15 protein-coding genes are annotated in these 17,444 nt (G+C 58.8%); 9 read left to right on the plus strand and 6 right to left on the minus strand.

The features are described 5' to 3' along the window. The 4 genes from ACID345_RS07150 to pilB all read right to left on the minus strand — a co-directional run bounded on the left by ACID345_RS07150 (position 1) and on the right by pilB (position 5,920). Complete coding sequence (locus ACID345_RS07150) at positions 1-1,653, minus strand: two-component system sensor histidine kinase NtrB (protein ID WP_011522193.1); 1,653 nt, start codon at positions 1,651-1,653, stop codon at positions 1-3. 102 nt (positions 1,654-1,755) lie between these two features. Then, positions 1,756-2,970 carry a type II secretion system F family protein gene (locus tag ACID345_RS07155; RefSeq protein WP_011522194.1) on the minus strand — a complete coding sequence of 405 codons (1,215 nt, stop codon included), beginning with the start codon at positions 2,968-2,970 and terminating at the stop codon, positions 1,756-1,758. Positions 2,971-3,017: 47 nt separating this feature from the next. Next, positions 3,018-4,145, minus strand: coding sequence for a type IV pilus twitching motility protein PilT (locus tag ACID345_RS07160; protein ID WP_011522195.1), 1,128 nt, complete (start codon positions 4,143-4,145; stop codon positions 3,018-3,020). A gap of 59 nt (positions 4,146-4,204) precedes the next feature. Then, positions 4,205-5,920, minus strand: a complete 1,716-nt coding sequence (gene pilB, locus ACID345_RS07165) for a type IV-A pilus assembly ATPase PilB (RefSeq protein WP_011522196.1) — start codon at positions 5,918-5,920, stop codon at positions 4,205-4,207. Positions 5,921-6,979: 1,059 nt separating this feature from the next. On the opposite strand from pilB, the gene ACID345_RS07175 reads away from it, so the two are divergent. The 4 genes from ACID345_RS07175 to ACID345_RS07190 all read left to right on the plus strand — a co-directional run bounded on the left by ACID345_RS07175 (position 6,980) and on the right by ACID345_RS07190 (position 11,943). Further along, a complete protein-coding gene (locus tag ACID345_RS07175; protein ID WP_049761779.1) occupies positions 6,980-9,262 on the plus strand; it encodes a sensor histidine kinase in 2,283 nt (760 codons plus the stop codon). Continuing rightward, the gene (locus ACID345_RS07180; protein ID WP_011522198.1) at positions 9,240-10,592 is read left to right on the plus strand and encodes a sigma-54-dependent transcriptional regulator; all 1,353 of its coding nucleotides are present in this window, start codon (positions 9,240-9,242) and stop codon (positions 10,590-10,592) included. The genes ACID345_RS07175 and ACID345_RS07180 overlap by 23 nt, the downstream gene beginning before the upstream one ends. Position 10,593: 1 nt before the next feature. Continuing rightward, a complete protein-coding gene (locus ACID345_RS07185; RefSeq protein ID WP_011522199.1) occupies positions 10,594-11,460 on the plus strand; it encodes an ABC transporter permease in 867 nt (288 codons plus the stop codon). Positions 11,461-11,610: 150 nt separating this feature from the next. After that, positions 11,611-11,943 carry a hypothetical protein gene (locus tag ACID345_RS07190; RefSeq protein ID WP_011522200.1) on the plus strand — a complete coding sequence of 111 codons (333 nt, stop codon included), beginning with the start codon at positions 11,611-11,613 and terminating at the stop codon, positions 11,941-11,943. A 55-nt stretch (positions 11,944-11,998) separates the two neighbouring features. On the opposite strand, the gene ACID345_RS07195 is transcribed toward ACID345_RS07190, so the two are convergent. Together ACID345_RS07195 and ACID345_RS07200 are read right to left on the minus strand one after the other, a co-directional pair. After that, complete coding sequence (locus ACID345_RS07195; protein WP_011522201.1) at positions 11,999-12,412, minus strand: type II toxin-antitoxin system VapC family toxin; 414 nt, start codon at positions 12,410-12,412, stop codon at positions 11,999-12,001. Next, positions 12,412-12,669 (minus strand): type II toxin-antitoxin system Phd/YefM family antitoxin, encoded by a 258-nt coding sequence (locus tag ACID345_RS07200; protein ID WP_041855525.1) that lies wholly within the window; start codon positions 12,667-12,669, stop codon positions 12,412-12,414. Before ACID345_RS07200 ends, ACID345_RS07195 begins: the two co-directional genes overlap by 1 nt. 166 nt (positions 12,670-12,835) lie before the next feature. Here ACID345_RS07200 and ACID345_RS07205 point away from each other — a divergent pair, with 166 nt between their 5' ends. From ACID345_RS07205 to ACID345_RS07225, 5 genes are all read left to right on the plus strand, one after another. Continuing rightward, complete coding sequence (locus ACID345_RS07205) at positions 12,836-13,339, plus strand: helix-turn-helix domain-containing protein (RefSeq protein ID WP_011522203.1); 504 nt, start codon at positions 12,836-12,838, stop codon at positions 13,337-13,339. A 15-nt stretch (positions 13,340-13,354) separates the two neighbouring features. Beyond that, the gene (locus ACID345_RS07210; RefSeq protein ID WP_011522204.1) at positions 13,355-13,969 is read left to right on the plus strand and encodes a hypothetical protein; all 615 of its coding nucleotides are present in this window, start codon (positions 13,355-13,357) and stop codon (positions 13,967-13,969) included. A gap of 11 nt (positions 13,970-13,980) precedes the next feature. Then, positions 13,981-14,892 (plus strand): DUF1648 domain-containing protein, encoded by a 912-nt coding sequence (locus ACID345_RS07215; RefSeq protein ID WP_011522205.1) that lies wholly within the window; start codon positions 13,981-13,983, stop codon positions 14,890-14,892. Positions 14,893-14,955: 63 nt separating this feature from the next. Next, the gene (locus tag ACID345_RS07220; RefSeq protein ID WP_011522206.1) at positions 14,956-16,425 is read left to right on the plus strand and encodes a flotillin family protein; all 1,470 of its coding nucleotides are present in this window, start codon (positions 14,956-14,958) and stop codon (positions 16,423-16,425) included. A 269-nt stretch (positions 16,426-16,694) separates the two neighbouring features. Then, positions 16,695-17,363: a PspA/IM30 family protein gene (locus ACID345_RS07225; protein WP_011522207.1), complete on the plus strand. Its 669-nt coding sequence runs from the start codon at positions 16,695-16,697 to the stop codon at positions 17,361-17,363. Positions 17,364-17,444: the final 81 nt, after the last annotated feature.

Genomic DNA, 17,444 nt, shown 5'->3' on the forward strand with positions numbered 1-17,444 from the left:
TCATCGGACGTCCTTTGAAGCCGCGGCGGAGACGGGTTCGGTTTCGGCCAGCAACGATTGTTTTGTAGGGCGTTTCAGTTGGAGCATGAATTCGGTGCCGCGTCCGGGCGCGGAGCGGACCGAGATCTTGCCCTCGTGGCCTTGCACAATTTGATAGACGATGGCGAGGCCGAGGCCGGTGCCGCCGTAGAACTCAGTTTGAAAGGGTTCGAAGATCTTTTCGAGTTGCGGTCCGGTCATGCCGGGGCCAGTGTCGCCGAAGTGCACCCGCCAGACTTCATGGTCGGGGCGAACCGTGACGGTGAGCGTGCCTCCGTCGGGCATGGCGCGGCATGCGTTGTCGCTGAGGTTCCAAAAGACTTGTTTGAGCTTGTCGCCGTCGGCCATGCAGAGAGCTTTGTCGGCTTCGAAGCGGCGCTCGATGGCGACGTTCATGCCGGGCCGGTGTTGCAACAGTACCAGGGTGTCATTCAGCACCGGGATGACGTCAATCTCACGGAGCTCGAATTTCTTGTCACGTGCGTAGAAGAGGAAGTCGGTGATGATCGAGTTCAAGCGATCGGATTCTCGCGTCACGATATTCGCGAGTGTCTGTTGCTCTTCGTTGAGGTCCGACATGCTGGCGAGCATCTTGGTCGATCCGGCGATCGAGGTCAGCGGATTGCGGATTTCGTGGGCGATGCCGGCGGCCATGCGTCCAACAGCAGAGAGGCGGTCGCGGAGGCGCACTTCGCGTTCGAGGCGGCGCAGTTCTGTCAGATCGTCGAAGGTGTAGATATAGCCGACGGCGCCGCGCTCCGGCACCACCAGTGCCGAACCAATCATGCTGAAAGTCTTCTGGCGCCCCGTAGGTGTCTTCATGCGAATTTCGGCATGCACCGGCGCAGAAGCGACGATCGGCAACGGGTCGAGAAAGTGGTCGCTGATGGAAGTGCCGATGAGTTCGTTTTCGTCGCGCTCGGTAAAACGTGAAGCGGCTTTGTTGACGACGTGAATCAGTCCGTCGTTGCCGGTGGTGATAAGCCCCGCGCTGATGGACTGGATGATGTTGGTATGCAGCGCCTGGAGGTTAAGGAGTTCACCGCTCTTGTCGGCGAGTTCGACGCCGATTTGGCGAAGGCGTCCAGCGAGGCGGCCGGCAAGATACGCGACCGCGATGAACGCGAACCAGTTGACGAGGATGACGATGTTGAGGCTGCGCGAATCGGTGTGCTGCAAGCCGTAGGAAGGGATGGTGCCCCAGTATCCCAATTGCAGCACGAGCGTAAAAGCGATCGCCGAGAGGACCGCGGTGATGTAAGTCCAGGTCTGCGTGAGCAGCACGCTGGCCATGATGATGACCAGCGGATAGAGGAAGTTAAAGGAGGTGTCGACGCCACCGGTCGCGAAGATGACCGCGGTGACGAAGAAAAGGTCTGTGAAAACCTGGAGATGAGACTGGACGCGGGTTTCGCGCCAAATGGCAGCGAGAAGAATAAGGAAGGCGGCCACCGTGTACCAGAGCACGATGACGCTGACGAAGAGCCTGGTGGAAACTGAACTCGGCGTGATGTTGGTGATCGCGAGTTCAATTCCAAGCAGGAAGGTGATGATGATGATACGTACCTTGACCAGCCACTGAAGCCAGGTACGTTCGTGGATCTCAGCCCTCATTCATCTTCCGATATCACGCTGGAAATTCCGCGTTAAGTAAGTTGGGGACGCCATGAAGGCGTCCCCGTGAGGTTAGGAGCGGGGGATGACCGCTCGTTCGGTTTAACCGCCGCCGGAGAGCTTCGCCACCATCGAGAAGAGCGGCAGGTACAACGAAACGACTACGCCGCCGATCATGATGCCGAGCAACACGATCATGATGGGTTCGAGCAACGTCAGCAAGTCCTTGGTCGCGGCGTCCACTTCGTCTTCGTAGAAGTCCGCGATCTTCTGGAGCATGGCATCCATTGCACCGGTGGCCTCACCGACGCCGATCATCTGCGTAACCATGTTGGGGAAGACAGCGGATTCGCGAAGCGGATCGACGATGGTGCGGCCTTCTTCGATCGACTTGCGGACCTTGTAGAGCGCTTCTTCCACCACGCGGTTACCGGAGGTGCGGGCGGTGATGTTCAAGCCTTCGAGAATCGGAACGCCGGAGGTGATCAGCGTGCCCAGGGTACGGGTGAAGCGGGCGACGGCGATCTTACGCAGCAGCATGCCGATAATCGGAATGTGGAGCAGAAAATTGTCGGTCAAGTAGCGGCCACGCGGGTCGGAGCGCAATGCACGGACTCCGAAGAACACGGCAGCTACCATGATCGGCACCATCCACCAGAAACTTCCGAGGAAGTTACTGATGCCGATGACGATTCGCGTAGGCAGGGGAAGGGGAGCACCGAGGCCAACGAAGAGGTTGGCGAAAATCGGGACGACCTTCCACAGCAGCAGGCCGACGATCAAAACCGCAATCGTGATGACCGAGACCGGGTAGATCAACGCCGAGCGGACGGCCGCCTTCAGTTTCACGGCCTTTTCTACATAGGTCGCGAGACGCTGAAGAATGGTGTCGAGAATACCGCCGGTTTCGCCGGCGTCCACCATGTTGACCATAAGGTCGTCGAAAATCTTGGGGTAGCCACGCATGGCGTTGCCCAGGGTCGAGCCGCCTTCCACAGTTGTCCGGACGCCGTTAAGCGCCTTCTGGAAGGCTTGAGATTCCTGGTTGCCCGCGAGAATCTCAAGACACTGCACCAGCGGGAGGCCGGCATCAATCATGACCGAGAACTGCCGGAAGAAAATGGCGATGTCCTTGGTCTTGACGCTGCCGCCGCCAAATGTCGGCATGACGAATTCTTTGCCCTTCTCCTTGATGGTGACGGGCTGGATTCGTTCACGCCGCAGATTGCTGGCCAGGGCCTGCTTGTTTTCGGCGACACGCTCGCCGGTGACTTTCTCGCCGGTGGCGTTCTTGCCAGTGAATGTAAATACAGGCATACGTTTCTCCTGTCACGGAACAGCTTAGCCCGTGACGTTCCCGAGTGCTATCTCCGCGTTGGTGCGGCGGCATTAACGGCTGTGGTGCCCCCTCGACCTTGCAGGGTGTGTCCACGGGCGATCATGTCCTGCAACTCTTCCGGCATCGACGAGCGCTGCACGGCGAGTTCCATCGTGATCTGTTTCTGGGCGACCAGCGTTGCCAGCGCCTGGTTGAAGGTCTGCATGCCGAACTTGTCCTGGCCGGTCTGCATCGACGAATAGATCTGGTGGATCTTGTCTTCGCGGATGAGGTTGCGGACAGCGGCGTTCGGAACCAGGATCTCCATGGCCATGGCGCGACCGTTACCGCCGACCTTCGGCAACAACGATTGGCACATGATGCCTTCCAGCACCAGCGAGAGCTGCGCGCGAATCTGCGACTGCTGGTGCGAAGGGAAGACGTCAATAATACGGTTGATGGTGGAGCTTGCCGAGTTGGTATGCAGGGTAGCCAGCGTCAAGTGGCCGGTTTCTGCAATACGTAACGCGGATTCAATCGTCTCCAAATCGCGCATTTCGCCGATCAGGACCACGTCGGGGTCTTCACGGAGAGCGGCGCGGAGCGCCTGCGAGAAGCCCTTGGTATCGGAGTGGACTTCGCGCTGGTTGATCAGGCAGTTCTTGTGCTGGTGCACGAACTCGATCGGATCTTCGATGGTGATGATGTGCTCGTGACGGTCAATATTGATCTTGTCGATCATGGCCGCGAGCGTGGTGGACTTACCGGAACCGGTCGGGCCAGTGATGAGGATCAGGCCGCGCGGACGATCGCAGAGCTTGGAAACGACTGCGGGCAGTCCGAGCTGGTCGAAGTTCTTGATCTCGAATGGAATGACGCGGTAAACGGAGCCGCACGCGCCGCGCTGGTTGAAGCAGTTGGCGCGGAAACGGGCGAGTCCCTTCAATCCGAACGAGAAATCTAGCTCGAGGTCCTCTTCGAAACGGTGCTTCTGGGCGTCAGTCATGACGCTATAGGCCAGCTGCTTCGTTTCGGCAGGAGTTAGCGGCGCCAGGTCGAGGGGAACCAGTTTGCCGTGAACCCGCACTTGCGGCGGCGAGTTCGTGGTGATGTGCAGGTCAGAGCCCTGCATCTCCAACATCTTTTTCAACAGATCGCTAAGAGTAACGGCCATGGTATCGCCTCATGCTTGCGGAAGTGGCATCCGCAAAGTTCTGGTGTTACAAGAATCGTTTAGTGCACGGTTTCACGTGCGACTTCTTCCAACGTCGTGATCCCCAGTGAAACTTTGATCAAGCCGCTGCGACGCAGCGTGATCATGCCTTTCTCGATCGCTTTCTTCTTCAACTCCAGCGCCGAAGCGCCGACCAGGATCAATTCCCGGATTTCGTCGTCAATCTCCATTACTTCATAAAGGCCGGTACGGCCCTTATATCCCGTGTTGTTGCAGTTGCTGCAACCGCGGCCCTTGCTGATCTTCACCGTCTTGGACTCGGCCGGCGAATAGCCGGCTTCGATCAACGCTTGCGGCGGCAGGTCGAGGACTTCGGCGCAGTTGCTGCAAATGCGGCGGATCAAGCGCTGCGCAGCAATCAGGTGCACTGAAGTCGCGACAAGAAATGGTTCGATACCCATGTTCATCAAGCGGCTGATGGTTTCGGGCGCGCCGTTGGTGTGCAGCGTCGACAAAACCAAGTGGCCGGTCAATGCGGCCTTGATCGCAATTTCCGCGGTTTCAAAGTCGCGGATCTCACCGACGAGAATGATGTTGGGGTCCTGACGCAGGAAGGAGCGCAAGGCCGCCGCGAAGTTCAAGCCGATCTGTTCCTTCATCTGCACCTGGTTCACACCGTGCAACTGGAACTCGACCGGATCTTCAGCGGTCATGATGTTGGTGTCGGGCTTGTTGAGCTGCGAAATCGAGGAGTACAGCGTGTTCGTCTTACCGGATCCCGTGGGACCGGTGACCAGCACCATCCCGTACGGCTTGAAGATAGCTTTGGTGAACTTGTCGAGCGATTCCTGCTCCATGCCGAGCTTGGTCATGTCGAGACGCAGGCTCTCTTTGTCGAGCAGTCGGAGAACGACTTTTTCGCCCCACAGGGTAGGCAGGGTGCTGACGCGATAGTCGAGCACTTTCTTCTTTCCCTGGAGGTTCATCTTCAGCATGATGCGGCCGTCTTGCGGCAGGCGCTTTTCGCTGATGTCGAGCTTTGCCATGATCTTCACGCGCGAGATGATCGCGTCGCGAAGTTTCATCGGCGGATTCATCATCGTCTGGAGAATGCCGTCAATCCGGAAGCGTACGCGATATTCCTTTTCGTAGGGCTCCATGTGGATGTCGCTGGCGCCCTTCTTCACGGCTTCCGTGAGGATCATGTTCACCAGCTTGACGATCGGAGCTTCTTCGGCGGCGCGCTCGAGGTCGGCGGAGTCAGCCTCTTCCATGTCCGCCTGGACTTCAATATCGGAGGCCTCACCCTCACCCATCGAGGCCATCACCGACTCAAGATCTTCTTCCGGAGCGGTGTTGTAGGCCTTCTCGATGCCTTCGAGGATCGCGCTTTCGCTGGCAACCACCGGCTCAATGTTGAAGCCGGTCATGAACTTGATGTCGTCCATTGCGAAGACGTTGGTGGGATCCACCATGGCGATGGTCAGCGAGGCGCCGACGCGGCTCAAGGGAAGGATCTGGTAACGCTTCGCAGTGTCGTAAGGAATGAGTTTTACGACGGAAGGATCGATCTCGAAATAGTTGAGGTTGATGGCGGGTACGCCATACTGACGGGAGAGGAAGTTGGTGACGTCATCGTCCGAGAGAAAACCAAGCTTCACCAGGGCCGCACCAAGACGCGTGCCGCTGGAGCCTTGTTCCCTGAGTGCTTGTTCCAACTGCTCGGCGGTGATGACCTTCTCGCGAACAAGAAGATCGCCCAACCTCTGAGACATGCCTAACTCCCCTGACCAACCTGCCCACTCGTAAACGTAGCGGCAGGGACCCCGGATTTAACTTTTCGAGCCTTGGGAAGGGAGCTATCCCCTACCCGCATTTTCAACAACTTTTGGGGGAAACTTAAACGTTTGTAGTGACGCGAATCCTATGCGGTATGACACTAATTGTCAATCCAGAATAGTTGCTGGAAAGTTACCCTTTTCCCAGTCGTCCGTCACCTTAAATTTCATTTTGTCCTGCGCCTACTAGCAGACCCGCTGAGAGATCCCAAGAAAAATACCTGAGTTCCCGGATGCAGACATTAACCCGCTCGCGATCCGCTGTAAGGACCGCCCGCGAGTACATGAAACAGCTGGGGTAACTCTCTGAAGCTCGGTACACAATCCGGCAACAAAGCGGGGGAGGTCAAGTTACTTTGGGGGCAAGACCGGAAGGGGGCGGTTTCCCGAAGGATGGTTGACTCTGCGGGGCGCCGATTCTAAGGTTGCGGCATGGAACTGGCGAAGCCAATCGCCGTCGGAGTCATACGGCCGTGGGAGAGACGGCTTGGAGTTACGGTCGGGATCGTGGCTTTCATTCTCCTGCTGGCGGTCGTCGCCATACCTTCGTTTGATGGGCCCTATATGCGCCAAGCCGCGAACGAGGCAAGCACGGTTGGAGCGGTCCGAACTTTGACGACGTTTCAACAAAGGTATGCGGCAACTTTTGCATCGCGAGGCTATGCTTGCGAATTTCCAAAACTGCATCCGATTGGGCCCCAAGCCGTTGAACTGGACGAGTGGTGGTATCTCTCAGAGTCCGTCCCCCAGCGCTCTGGTTACAGGCTCTCAATTAGAGATTGCGTAGCCGACTCGGATGGCCATGTAAGACACTACGCGCTCGTCGCAGTGCCGGTGATTCCCGGAAAGTCCGGGTTTCGCGCCTTCTGTTCCGACGAAAGTGGCGTCATCTATTACGACAAATCCGGCTCCGCCGCCGACTGTCTCACCCGAAAAAACCCATTGAATTAACCAACATACCGAATCTTTTTCCGGCGAAATGCGTTCTATAATCGTGTGACCCCCAAGGTGGCTGCGCCGGAACCAATTCGTCCCCCCGACACTCGTCGCAAGCGGACGATTATTGCCATCGTCCTTGCTGTCCTCATCTTCGTCCTTTTCACCATCATCTTCTCGCAGGCGGCCTTCAACCTTACCTTCCTGCATCCCGATACTTCCCAGCAAACTCTCATCTTTGCGGCACTTTCAGCGCTGATTTTCCTGCTCTTCGTGGCGCTGGTGTTTGTGCTGCTGCGGAACCTGGTGAAGCTGTATTTCGACAGCCAGAGCCGGGTGTTTGGCTCGCGCTTCCGTACCAAGATGGTGCTTGGCGCCCTCGGGATTTCGCTCGGGCCGGTCATCATCATGTTCATCTTTGCCTATGGGCTGATGAACCGCTCGATTGACCGCTGGTTCTCCAAGCCGATTGAAGAGGTAAGAGCGCGCGCCGAGGGCGTGGCGTCGCTGCTGGCGAACTACGCGATTGCGAATGCGAATGCCGAAGCCCTGAGCATTGCGGAGGGCGTCGAGGTAGACAAGGCCTACCAAACCGGCAACTTTTCCAAGGTCGTAGAAGAGATGCGCCGTCACGAGGCGACGCTGCAGGGCGGCTTTTCCGTGGCTCTGCAAGACGACAACGCCGAGGCCGAGTTCCACGCTCCGCAGCCGTGGCGTCAGTTGCGGGCGCAGACGCCGGGAATTCTTGCGCCGCAACCGCCCGATCATCCGCACTCGATACAGATTGGCCAACGCGACTTCATGGTGGGTGTAGCGCCCATCGGCAAGAACGGCCGCATCCTGGTGGCGATTCCGCTGCCTGCAAATTACTCGCAGCAGTTGAAAGACATTGAGTTCAGCCAACAGCAGTATTGGGAACTGCACCAGCAGCGCAAACTCATTCGCCGCACCTACATGGGGTTCCTGCTGCTGCTGACAGCGCTGGTATTGTTCGCCTCCACGTGGGTGGCGTTCTATTTGTCGAAGCTGGTGACGCGTCCGCTGGTGGCCTTGGCCGAAGCGACGCGCGAAATGGCGATGGGACGACTGGATTACCGCGTGGATGTGGCGGCGCAGGACGAACTCGGGGAGTTGGTGAAGTCGTTCAACAGCATGGCGGCGCAGATGGAGAGCAGCCGCGAAAAGATCGATGCTTCCACCCGAGAGCTTGCGATGGCGAACGTCGAAATCGAGGAACGGCGTCGGTATCTTGAGACCATCCTCGAAACCATCCCGACCGGCGTGCTTTCACTGGATGCCCAGCGCCACGTTACCCGCGTGAATACGGCATTCCGGCGGCTGGCGAGACTGTCAGAAGGCTATACGGCGAATCCAGGCACTACGCTGACAGACATTTTCCCCGAAGATGTGGTGCACGATCTGGAACACATGCTGCGTCGCGCCGATCGCATGGGCACGACCACCAGCCAGATGGAAGTCTCGACGCCACGTGTGCAGTTGAATGTGGCCATGACGGTGTCGTCGCTGGACCCGCGGCCTCGAAATTCGGCATTCCGCCTCGGCTATGTGATCGTCGTGGAAGATCTTTCAGACTTGCTGAAGGCGCAAAAGCAGGCCGCATGGCGCGAAGTTGCGCGGCGCGTAGCGCATGAGATCAAGAACCCGCTGACGCCGATTGCGCTGGCCGCAGAACGCATTCGTCGGCATCTCGACCGCGGGTTGCAGCCGGACGCAAATTCGCTGGCGGTGATCCACAGTTGCTCAGACACGATTGCAAGCTCTGTCGAAACGCTGCGCAACCTGGTGGACCAGTTCTCGGCGCTGGCGCGGTTCCCGGCATCGCAGCCGCAGGCGTCGGACATCAACGAGGTAGTGCAGAGTGCGCTGCTGATGTTTGAAGGAAGGCTGGAAGGGATTCGGGTCACAACCTTCCTCGCGCCCGATTTGCCGAAGGTGATGGCCGATCCCGCGGCGGTGAAGCGCGCCGTCGCAAACCTGGTGGACAATGCAGCCGAAGCACTGAACTCCTCCATGCTCCGCGAGATCCAGATCGCGACAAACCTCACGGGCAGCCGCGATATGGTGGAGATCGTCGTCGCCGACACTGGCCACGGCGTGACCAGCGAGGTCAAAGAGAAGCTTTTCCTGCCGTATTTTTCGACGAAGCAGCGTGGAACCGGGCTGGGGCTTGCTATCGTGAGCCGCATCATCGAAGATCATCACGGAACGATTCGCGTGGAAGAGAACTCTCCTGTCGGCACCCGATTTATCGTGGAGTTGCCGGTAGCGCCGGAGAGCGCGATCGCGACAGCAGCCGAGCATGCACAACATTCTGATCGTTGATGACGAAGCCGCAATCCGCGAGACGCTGAAAGGCGTCCTTGAGGACGAGGGCTACAGCATTGCTACGGCTGAGACCGCCGAGCAGTGCCTGGACGGCCTGCGCCGCAAACCCTACGACGTGGTCCTGCTCGACATCTGGCTGCCCGGCATGGACGGCCTCGATGCACTGGAGAAGATCCAGGAAATCGAGGACCATCCCGAGGTCATCATGATCTCCGGCCACGGCACCATCGAAACCGCGGTGCGCGCAACGAAACTCGGTGCGTTCGATTTCCTCGAGAAGCCGCTCTCGATTGATAAGACGCTGATCGTCATCAAGAACGCGCTCGACTCCAAGCGCATGCGCAGCGAGAACCTCGAACTTAAACGCCAGCTGCAATCGAAGAGCGTGATCGTCGGTGATTCGATCCCGATGAAAGCTTTGCGCCAGCAAATCGGCCTGATGGCCCCGACCAACGGACGCGTACTGATCTACGGCGAGAGTGGCACGGGCAAAGAGCTGGCGGCGCGCGCCATCCACGCGCAGAGTTTGCGCAAGGACGCGATGTTCGTCGAAGTCAACTGCGCGGCAATTCCAGAAGACCTGATCGAGAGCGAACTCTTTGGGCACCGCAAGGGATCCTTCGCCGGCGCGACCACCGACAAGGAAGGGAAGTTCTTCAAGTCCGACGGCGGCACGCTCTTTCTCGACGAAGTGGGCGACATGAGCCTGAAGACGCAGTCGAAGGTCCTCCGGACGTTGGACGAAGGCAAGTTCGAACCCGTCGGCAGCGATGAGCCGGTGCGGGTGGATGCGCGCGTGATCGCCGCTACCAATAAAGATCTGGAAGACGAAATCAACAAGGGCAATTTCCGCGAAGATCTTTTCTATCGACTGAACGTCATTCCGTTCTACGTGCCCCCGTTGCGCGATCGTAAGGAAGACATCCCGCTCCTGGTGCGGCACTTCCTGCGCGAGATTTCGTCGCAGTACAACCGCCGTCCGAAAGAAATTACCGACGACGCAATCGATACCCTCATGCGCTACTCGTGGCCCGGCAATGTGCGCGAGTTGCGCAACGTGATCGAGCGCGTGGTCATCATGAATCCCACGGTGAGCAAGCTCGACCGCAAGCACCTGCCGCCGCTCGTCTATCGCGAGGGCTCGCGGCGCGGCTTTGGCGAGTTCAGCACTCTGCACCAGGCGCGCGCCGCCTACGAGCGCGACTACATCCTGAAAAAGCTCGATGAGAACCACGGCAACATCAGCCGCACCGCCGAGGTGCTCGGCCTTGAGCGCAGCCACATGTATCGCAAGATGAAGGCGCTCGGCATCGCGGTGAAGGAATAGAGTGGCAACGCTCGCAACTCCAATGCCCGCGTGGCGCCGCGCCGCCGGCTACAACCCGCTCGCAACCGCAGGAGTCATCCTCGTCATATTCTTCGTCCTCTGTGCAATCTTCGCGCCGCTTCTCGCGCCCTACGATCCCGCACAGCTCAGCCTTCCCGCGCGATTGCAGACACCATCGCACGCACATTGGTTCGGAACGGATGAACTTGGCCGCGACCTACTCTCGCGTGTGATCTACGGCTCGCGCATCTCCATGCTCGTGGGAAGCTGCGTGGTCGCAGGATCGCTGTCCCTCGGCATCCTCTTCGGGTCGCTCGCGGGCTACTACGGCGGAAAGTTCGATCGCTTCTTCAACATCGTAGTGATGAACGCGTTCCTCTCGTTCCCGGGAATCCTGCTGGCAATCGCGTTCGTAGCGTTTCTCGGCCCTGGGATCTGGAACCTCATCTTCGCCCTCATCATCGGTGGCTGGGTGGGCTATGCGCGATTAGTACGCGCGCAAGTTCTCGCCGTGCGCGATCGCGAATACGTGGAAGCCGCGCGGGCACTCGGTGCAAGCGACTTCCGCATCATCACGCGTCACATCCTGCCCAACATTATTCAACCGGTGATTGTGCAGGCGGCAATCGGCATGGCCGGCGCAATTCTCGCCGAAGCCACGATGAGTTTCCTCGGCCTCGGCGTTCCGCCGCCGACAGCAAGCTGGGGCACCATGCTCAACGACGCCCGCTCGCATCTCTTCGACGCGCCGCACATCGTCATCTTTCCCGCACTCGCAGTAATGCTCGCGGTGCTCTCGTTCAACTTCATTGGCGACGCCCTGCGCGACTACCTTGATCCGCGCTCGCGGATGGAAGTGGGAATGTAATTCTTCGTATCTACCCGATGAACGAAGTGTCATCGCAATCTCCCACCTTTGCGGTACCTAGAGTCGCGACAATCGCAAGCTCCTCGTGTTTCCTCAACTGACACAAGAGACGGCCAACTCAACTAGGTCGACCGCTCAAGGGAGGAAGTTATGAAGAGCAAAATCATCATCGGATTGGCAACCCTGGCGAGCCTGGCTATCCCATCGTTCGCGCAGCAAACCTACTGCCGACTGGATGGAGACGGTGACCGTCAGATCTGCACCACGCAGGGCTACGACGCCAACGGCAACTATTACCAGCGGAGTTTCTCGCAGCGGGTGACCAACGGCTACTACGGCAACGCGTACGAGCCGGGGTACTACAACGGCCGCTACTACGATCGCGATGCACGTAACCGTCGCGAGCTTGAGGAGCGCGAGCGACGAGAGCATGAGCGGCACGAGCGACGCGAACACCGCGGAGACCGCGACGATTATCGCTAGCTGAAATTTCAACGCTGGCGACGAGGCCCCACCGGGGAGGGTGGGGCCTTGGTGTTTACCCCTGCCACGGGTCAACGATGGCAACGCCCAGAGGCTGAAAGTGCTTCACGTTACGGGTCGCGACCGCCATGCCATGAACCAGCGCAGTGGCGGCAATGATCGCATCGCGATCTGACTGCGGATTTGGCACGTGGAGTGCGGCGCATCGTTGAGCCACTTCAGTGTCCATTGCCAGGATGCGACCGTCAAACGCGGGCAAAACATGCTTGTTCATCCAACTTCGAAGTACCGCACCTTGCTTCGGATCGCGCCGCTCAACCAGCAGAATGCCGAGTTCCAATTCCAATATTGAAATCGCTGACAGAAATAAGCTGGCAGCCGGGAGTGCCTGTGCCCACGTTCTCACGTTGCGATTTGCTTTCGTACCTTTTCTTAACTCAGAAACCACATTGGTATCGAGGATGTGCATCAGTCGAGATCCACCGGTTTGTGAAGGTCGCCACGCAGGCGAGGTGGCTCGAATTCAATTGCTGCGGCCTCCGGCATCGCCAGCAGCTCCGCGACGCTCTGTTGTGTCCCCGTGATTCGTTCGTATTCCTCCGCCGTGAGCAGTACGTGCGACGGCCGCCCGCGATCAGTAATGAAGACGGGTCCCTTCTTCGCCGCTCGCTTCGCCTTGCCGGTGTCCTGGTTGAACTCTCGGCTGGATAGTTTTGTGATGGCCATAATGCCGCAGCTCCAACGTAGCAACGTTACTACATTCTATCGCAAACAGCGATCTCGAGGGACGCCATCGTCGAAAAACCCGGAAATCATTGATCCTACGCCAAATACACTCCTTGACAATCGCAGATTGCAATATTAATATCGCAAATCGTAATAGAGAACTTCTATGAGACTTGGAGAAAAAATCCGCTACCTCCGCGAGGTCGAAGGCACCCTTCGCGGCATGGATCGTGAAATGACCCAGCAGGAACTGGCCAAAGCGATCCGTGAAGAAGCCGGGCAGTCGATCAGCCAGTCGTATTTGTCGCAGATCGAGAGTGGCGCGCGGCCGCACCTCACCAACCAGACGCGACTCTTGCTGGCGCGCTTCTTCAAGGTGCACCCCGGCTACCTTGTGGACGACCCCGAGGGATACCACGAGTTCCTCATGTCCGACATGCGCGTGATGGAGGACCAGTTGGATCTCTGGCTGATCAGCGGGGCGGAGAAGTTTCGTCGAGATCCGAAGACGGCGCACGCGTTGTTGCAGTTGGCGAAGCATCCGGACTCGCGGCGATGCCTGGTGCTGTTGAGTCACATTCTCGAGACTCCGGATTTGGTGGAACGGCTGTTGGAAGTTTTGCAGAGCAATCCGCGCAAGCCGGAAACCGGGTTGGCAACGTTTGGGTAGTGCTGGAGCGCACGTATGAGTTGGGCAGCGTTTTATCTCGTCTGTTTTCTCGTCGGGCTGGTCATGAGCGTGTTTGCCGTGGTGTCGGGAAGCGTGCATATGCCGCACGGACACTTCCACTTTGGGCACGGTGGATTTCATGCGCATGGCCACGCGGGCGGCGGAGGAGCGAAGGGTGGCGTTTCGGTCTTCAACTTCGCGACGCTCATGGCCTTCCTGGCGTGGTTCGGTGGCGCGGGGTATCTGCTGACGGTGCATGAGCAGACGCTCGGATCGTGGATCGTGCTGCTCGCGACCGTCGCGGGCCTACTCGGCGGCTCGCTGGTGTTCCTGTTCATGGCCAAGGTGCTGATGAAAGACAGCGGCGACCTCGATCCGGCCGACTACGAAAAGATTGGCGTCCTCGGACAGCTCTCGAATCCGATTCGCGAAGGCGGCACCGGCGAGTTGGTCTTTGTGCAGGAAGGCGTGCGCCAGGTATGCGGAGCGCGCAGCGAGACCGGCGAAGCGATTCCGAAGGGAACCGAAGTTGTGGTGACGAAGTATGAAAGCGGAATTGCCTATGTGCGCCGATGGGATGAGTTGGAAGCCTCGTTGACGCAGTCGTCGCAGTCGCAGGACGGAAAGTAAGCGGAGAAATTATGAGTAAGGGTTGGAAAATCGCGTTGCTGGTGCCCTGGCTGGGGCTGGTCGCGATGGTCTACGAGATCTGGAGCGTCTACGACCGTCTGCCGGCGGTGATCGCCTCGCACTTCAACGCGGCGGGCGTGCCCAACGGATGGGCGCCCAAGGGACAGTTCTTCACCGTCATCGTGCCGATCGCGTTTGGCTTGCTGTGCCTGTTCACCTTTCTTGCTAGCCGCTTCGATCAGAAGAGCGGGCTCGCGTGGGCCTGCCTCACCTTCGAGTACTGGGGCATTGGGCTGTTCGTGATGCTGACGCATGCGACCTTGAAGGTCGCGCTGAAAGAAGCGACGACACTCGATTTCCCGATTGGCATCTGGAGCATTCTCTTCGGCGTGGTGCTGGTGGTTGGCGAAGTCGTGCGAATCCAGGGCGTGAAGAAACGTGCTGACGCGGATGGCGGGCAGCTTATTGCGGAATTTGTGCACAACTCGAGCACGCTGGGCGGAGTTTTCAGCGTGGTTGCGCTGGCCATGATTGGCGGTGGGTTCCTTCTGCCGGCGGTCGGGCCGGCGCGGGGAGTTCTAGCGACAGTAGGCGTGATCCTCCTGGCGTGTGCCATCTGGGCTTGGACAGGATTTCAATATCGCATCACGACCGCCGGTGTGGAGATACGTTCGCTCGGCATGCCGTTCCGGTTTATCCCGGCAACGGACATCCAGACATTTGAAGCGCGCGCCTGCAATCCGCTGACAGATTTTGGTGGATGGGGAATTCGCGGCATCGGCAAGATGCGCGCCTATATCTGGGGCGGCAATCGTTGCGTGCACATTCGCACCCACGCTGGTGATGAGATTTATCTCGGCCTGGCAGAAGCCGACCGCATGGTCCGCGAACTCGAGCCGATGGTGCCGGTAGTGAGGCATTGAAAAGTTTCGGCGGGCGCTTGCAGGCCCGTGTTGTAGAGACGTGATATTCGCCGAAGGGGGCGTATGAATTTACTTTCGAAAATTCCTGGAGACGTGGTGGTGATCACCGGCCTGATCGTAGTCGTCGTCATGTTTCTCATGATGATGATGGCGCGCTTGTACCGCAAAGCGGGCCCGCATGAGGCGCTCGTGGTGTACGGATTCCGCGGGACGCGCATCATCAAGGGCAAGGGCACCGTCATCTTCCCAATGGTCGAAAACTGCTTGCAGCTTTCACTCGAACTGATGTCGTTCGATGTGGCGCCGCAGCAGGACCTCTATACCAAGCAGGGCGTCGCGGTAACGGTCGAAGCGGTGGCGCAGATCAAGGTGAAGTCCGACCCGATCTCGATCCAGACGGCGTCTGAACAGTTCCTCACCAAGACGCCGCAACAGCGCGAAGGCCTGATCCGCCTGGTGATGGAAGGCCACCTGCGCGGCATCATCGGCCAGCTCACGGTGGAAGAAATCGTGAAGCAGCCCGAGATGGTAGGCGATCGCATGCGCGCGACTTGCGCCGACGACATGAGCAAGATGGGCCTTGAAGTCATCAGTTTCACCATCAAGGAAGTTCGCGACAAGAACCAGTACATCACCAACATGGGCCGACCGGATGTAGCGCGCATTAAGCGCGATGCCGACATCGCAACCGCTGAAGCCGAGCGCGATACCGCCATCAAGCAAGCGGCCGCACAGCGCGAAGCTGCGGTTGCCCGCGCACAAGCCGACCAGGAAAGAGTCGCTGCCGAGACGGCTTCGCAGGCGAAGCAGGCGGAAGCGCAGCGCGATCTGGAGGTCAAGCGAGCCGCTTACCAGGAAATGGTGAAGAAGCAGCAGGCGCAGGCCGACAAGGCTTACGAAATCCAGACCAACGTCATGCAGCAGCAGGTGATCGCTGAAAGCGTGAAGGTGCAGCAGATCGAGAAGCAGGAACAGGTGAAAGTGCAGGAAGCGGAAATCCTGCGCCACGAGAAGGAACTGATCGCCACCGTGCTGAAGGGCGCGGAAATCGAAAAGGCCCGCATCGAGACGCTCGCCTCCGCCGAACGCCAGCGCCTGATGATGGAAGCCGAAGGCCGTTCGAGTTCCATTCGCGCTCAGGGCGAAGCCGAAGCCGAGATCATCTTCAAAAAAGGTGAAGCCGAGGCGAAGGCGATGAACGTGAAGGCCGAGGCCTTCCAGGAGTACAACCAGGCCGCGGTCATCGACAAACTCCTCAGCAACATGCCCGAGATCGTTCGCGCTCTGGCCACCCCGCTCAGCCAGGTGGACAAGATCACGATCGTTTCCACCGGCAACGGTTCGTCGGCTGGGGCGCACAAGATCACCGGCGATATCGCGGAAATGGCCGCGCAGGTACCGGCGCTGTTCGAGGCACTGAGCGGCATGAAGATGGCAGACCTGCTGTCGAGGGTACGCACCATTGGCGACAAGGCACCGAAGCCAGATGTGCTGCCTCCGGACGACGGCAGGGCAAAAGGGGCAGGGGCGTAACGAACACACGCGCGGAGGTGCGAGCCTCCGCGCAGCTTTGCAGAAGCCGCAGATTTGTAGAACCAGCAGCTTTGCAGAACCAGCAGATTTGTAGAACCAGCAGCTTTGCAGAAGCCGCAGATTTGTAGAAGCAGCAGATTTGTAGAAGCCGCAGATTTGCAGAAGCCGCAGATTTGCAGAAGCCGCAGATTTGTATCAGGGCAGCGCTTCAGCGCTGCCGATGAGAACTTAGAGAATCGGGGGCTTTAGCCCCTGGGTAGGAGATCGTCATGGCACTGTTGGAACGTGTCGCAACCCTTATCCGGGCAAACCTGAACGACATGGTGGACCGGGCGGAAAATCCCGAGAAGCTGCTCAAGCAGATCATTCTCGACATGCAGAACCAGTTCCTGCAGGTGAAGACCCAGGTGGCCATCGCCATCGCCGACCTCCACTTGCTCGAGAAGAAGAAGAAAGAGAACGTGGACAAGGAGGCCGAGTGGATGCGCAAAGCCGAACTCGCCGTCGATAAGAAACAGGACGACCTGGCGCGCGCAGCGCTCGATCGCGCCCTCGGCTACAAGCAATTCACCGCCAGCTTCGACGAGCAAATCGCCGATCAGCGGGCGCAGGTCGAGATCCTGAAGCAGTCGCTGCAGAAGCTCGATGCGAAGCTCGCCGAGGCTCACGCCAAGGCCGACCTGCTGATTGCACAATCTCGCCGCGCGCGATCGATGGACAAAGCCACCACTGCGCAGCTCGCCGCCGACGATCGCAACAAGGTCGCGACTCTGGAGCGCATGAAGACGCGCATCCAGCGCGACGAAGCGATCGGACAGGCCAAGGTCGAGGTCATCGCGGGCGACGACATCGAGCACCGCTTGAACATGCTCGAGAAAGACGACCAGATCGACAAGATGCTGACCGAGCTGAAAGAGCGGAAAGCGCTGAAAGCGTAGATCAACACCCCACCCTGTCCGCCATCGGATAAGGGTGGGGCACCACTCTGTTGACGCCAATGGTGCCGAACGAATCGCAAC

The organism is Candidatus Koribacter versatilis Ellin345, assembly GCF_000014005.1.
Taxonomy (GTDB): domain Bacteria; phylum Acidobacteriota; class Terriglobia; order Terriglobales; family Acidobacteriaceae; genus Korobacter; species Korobacter versatilis_A.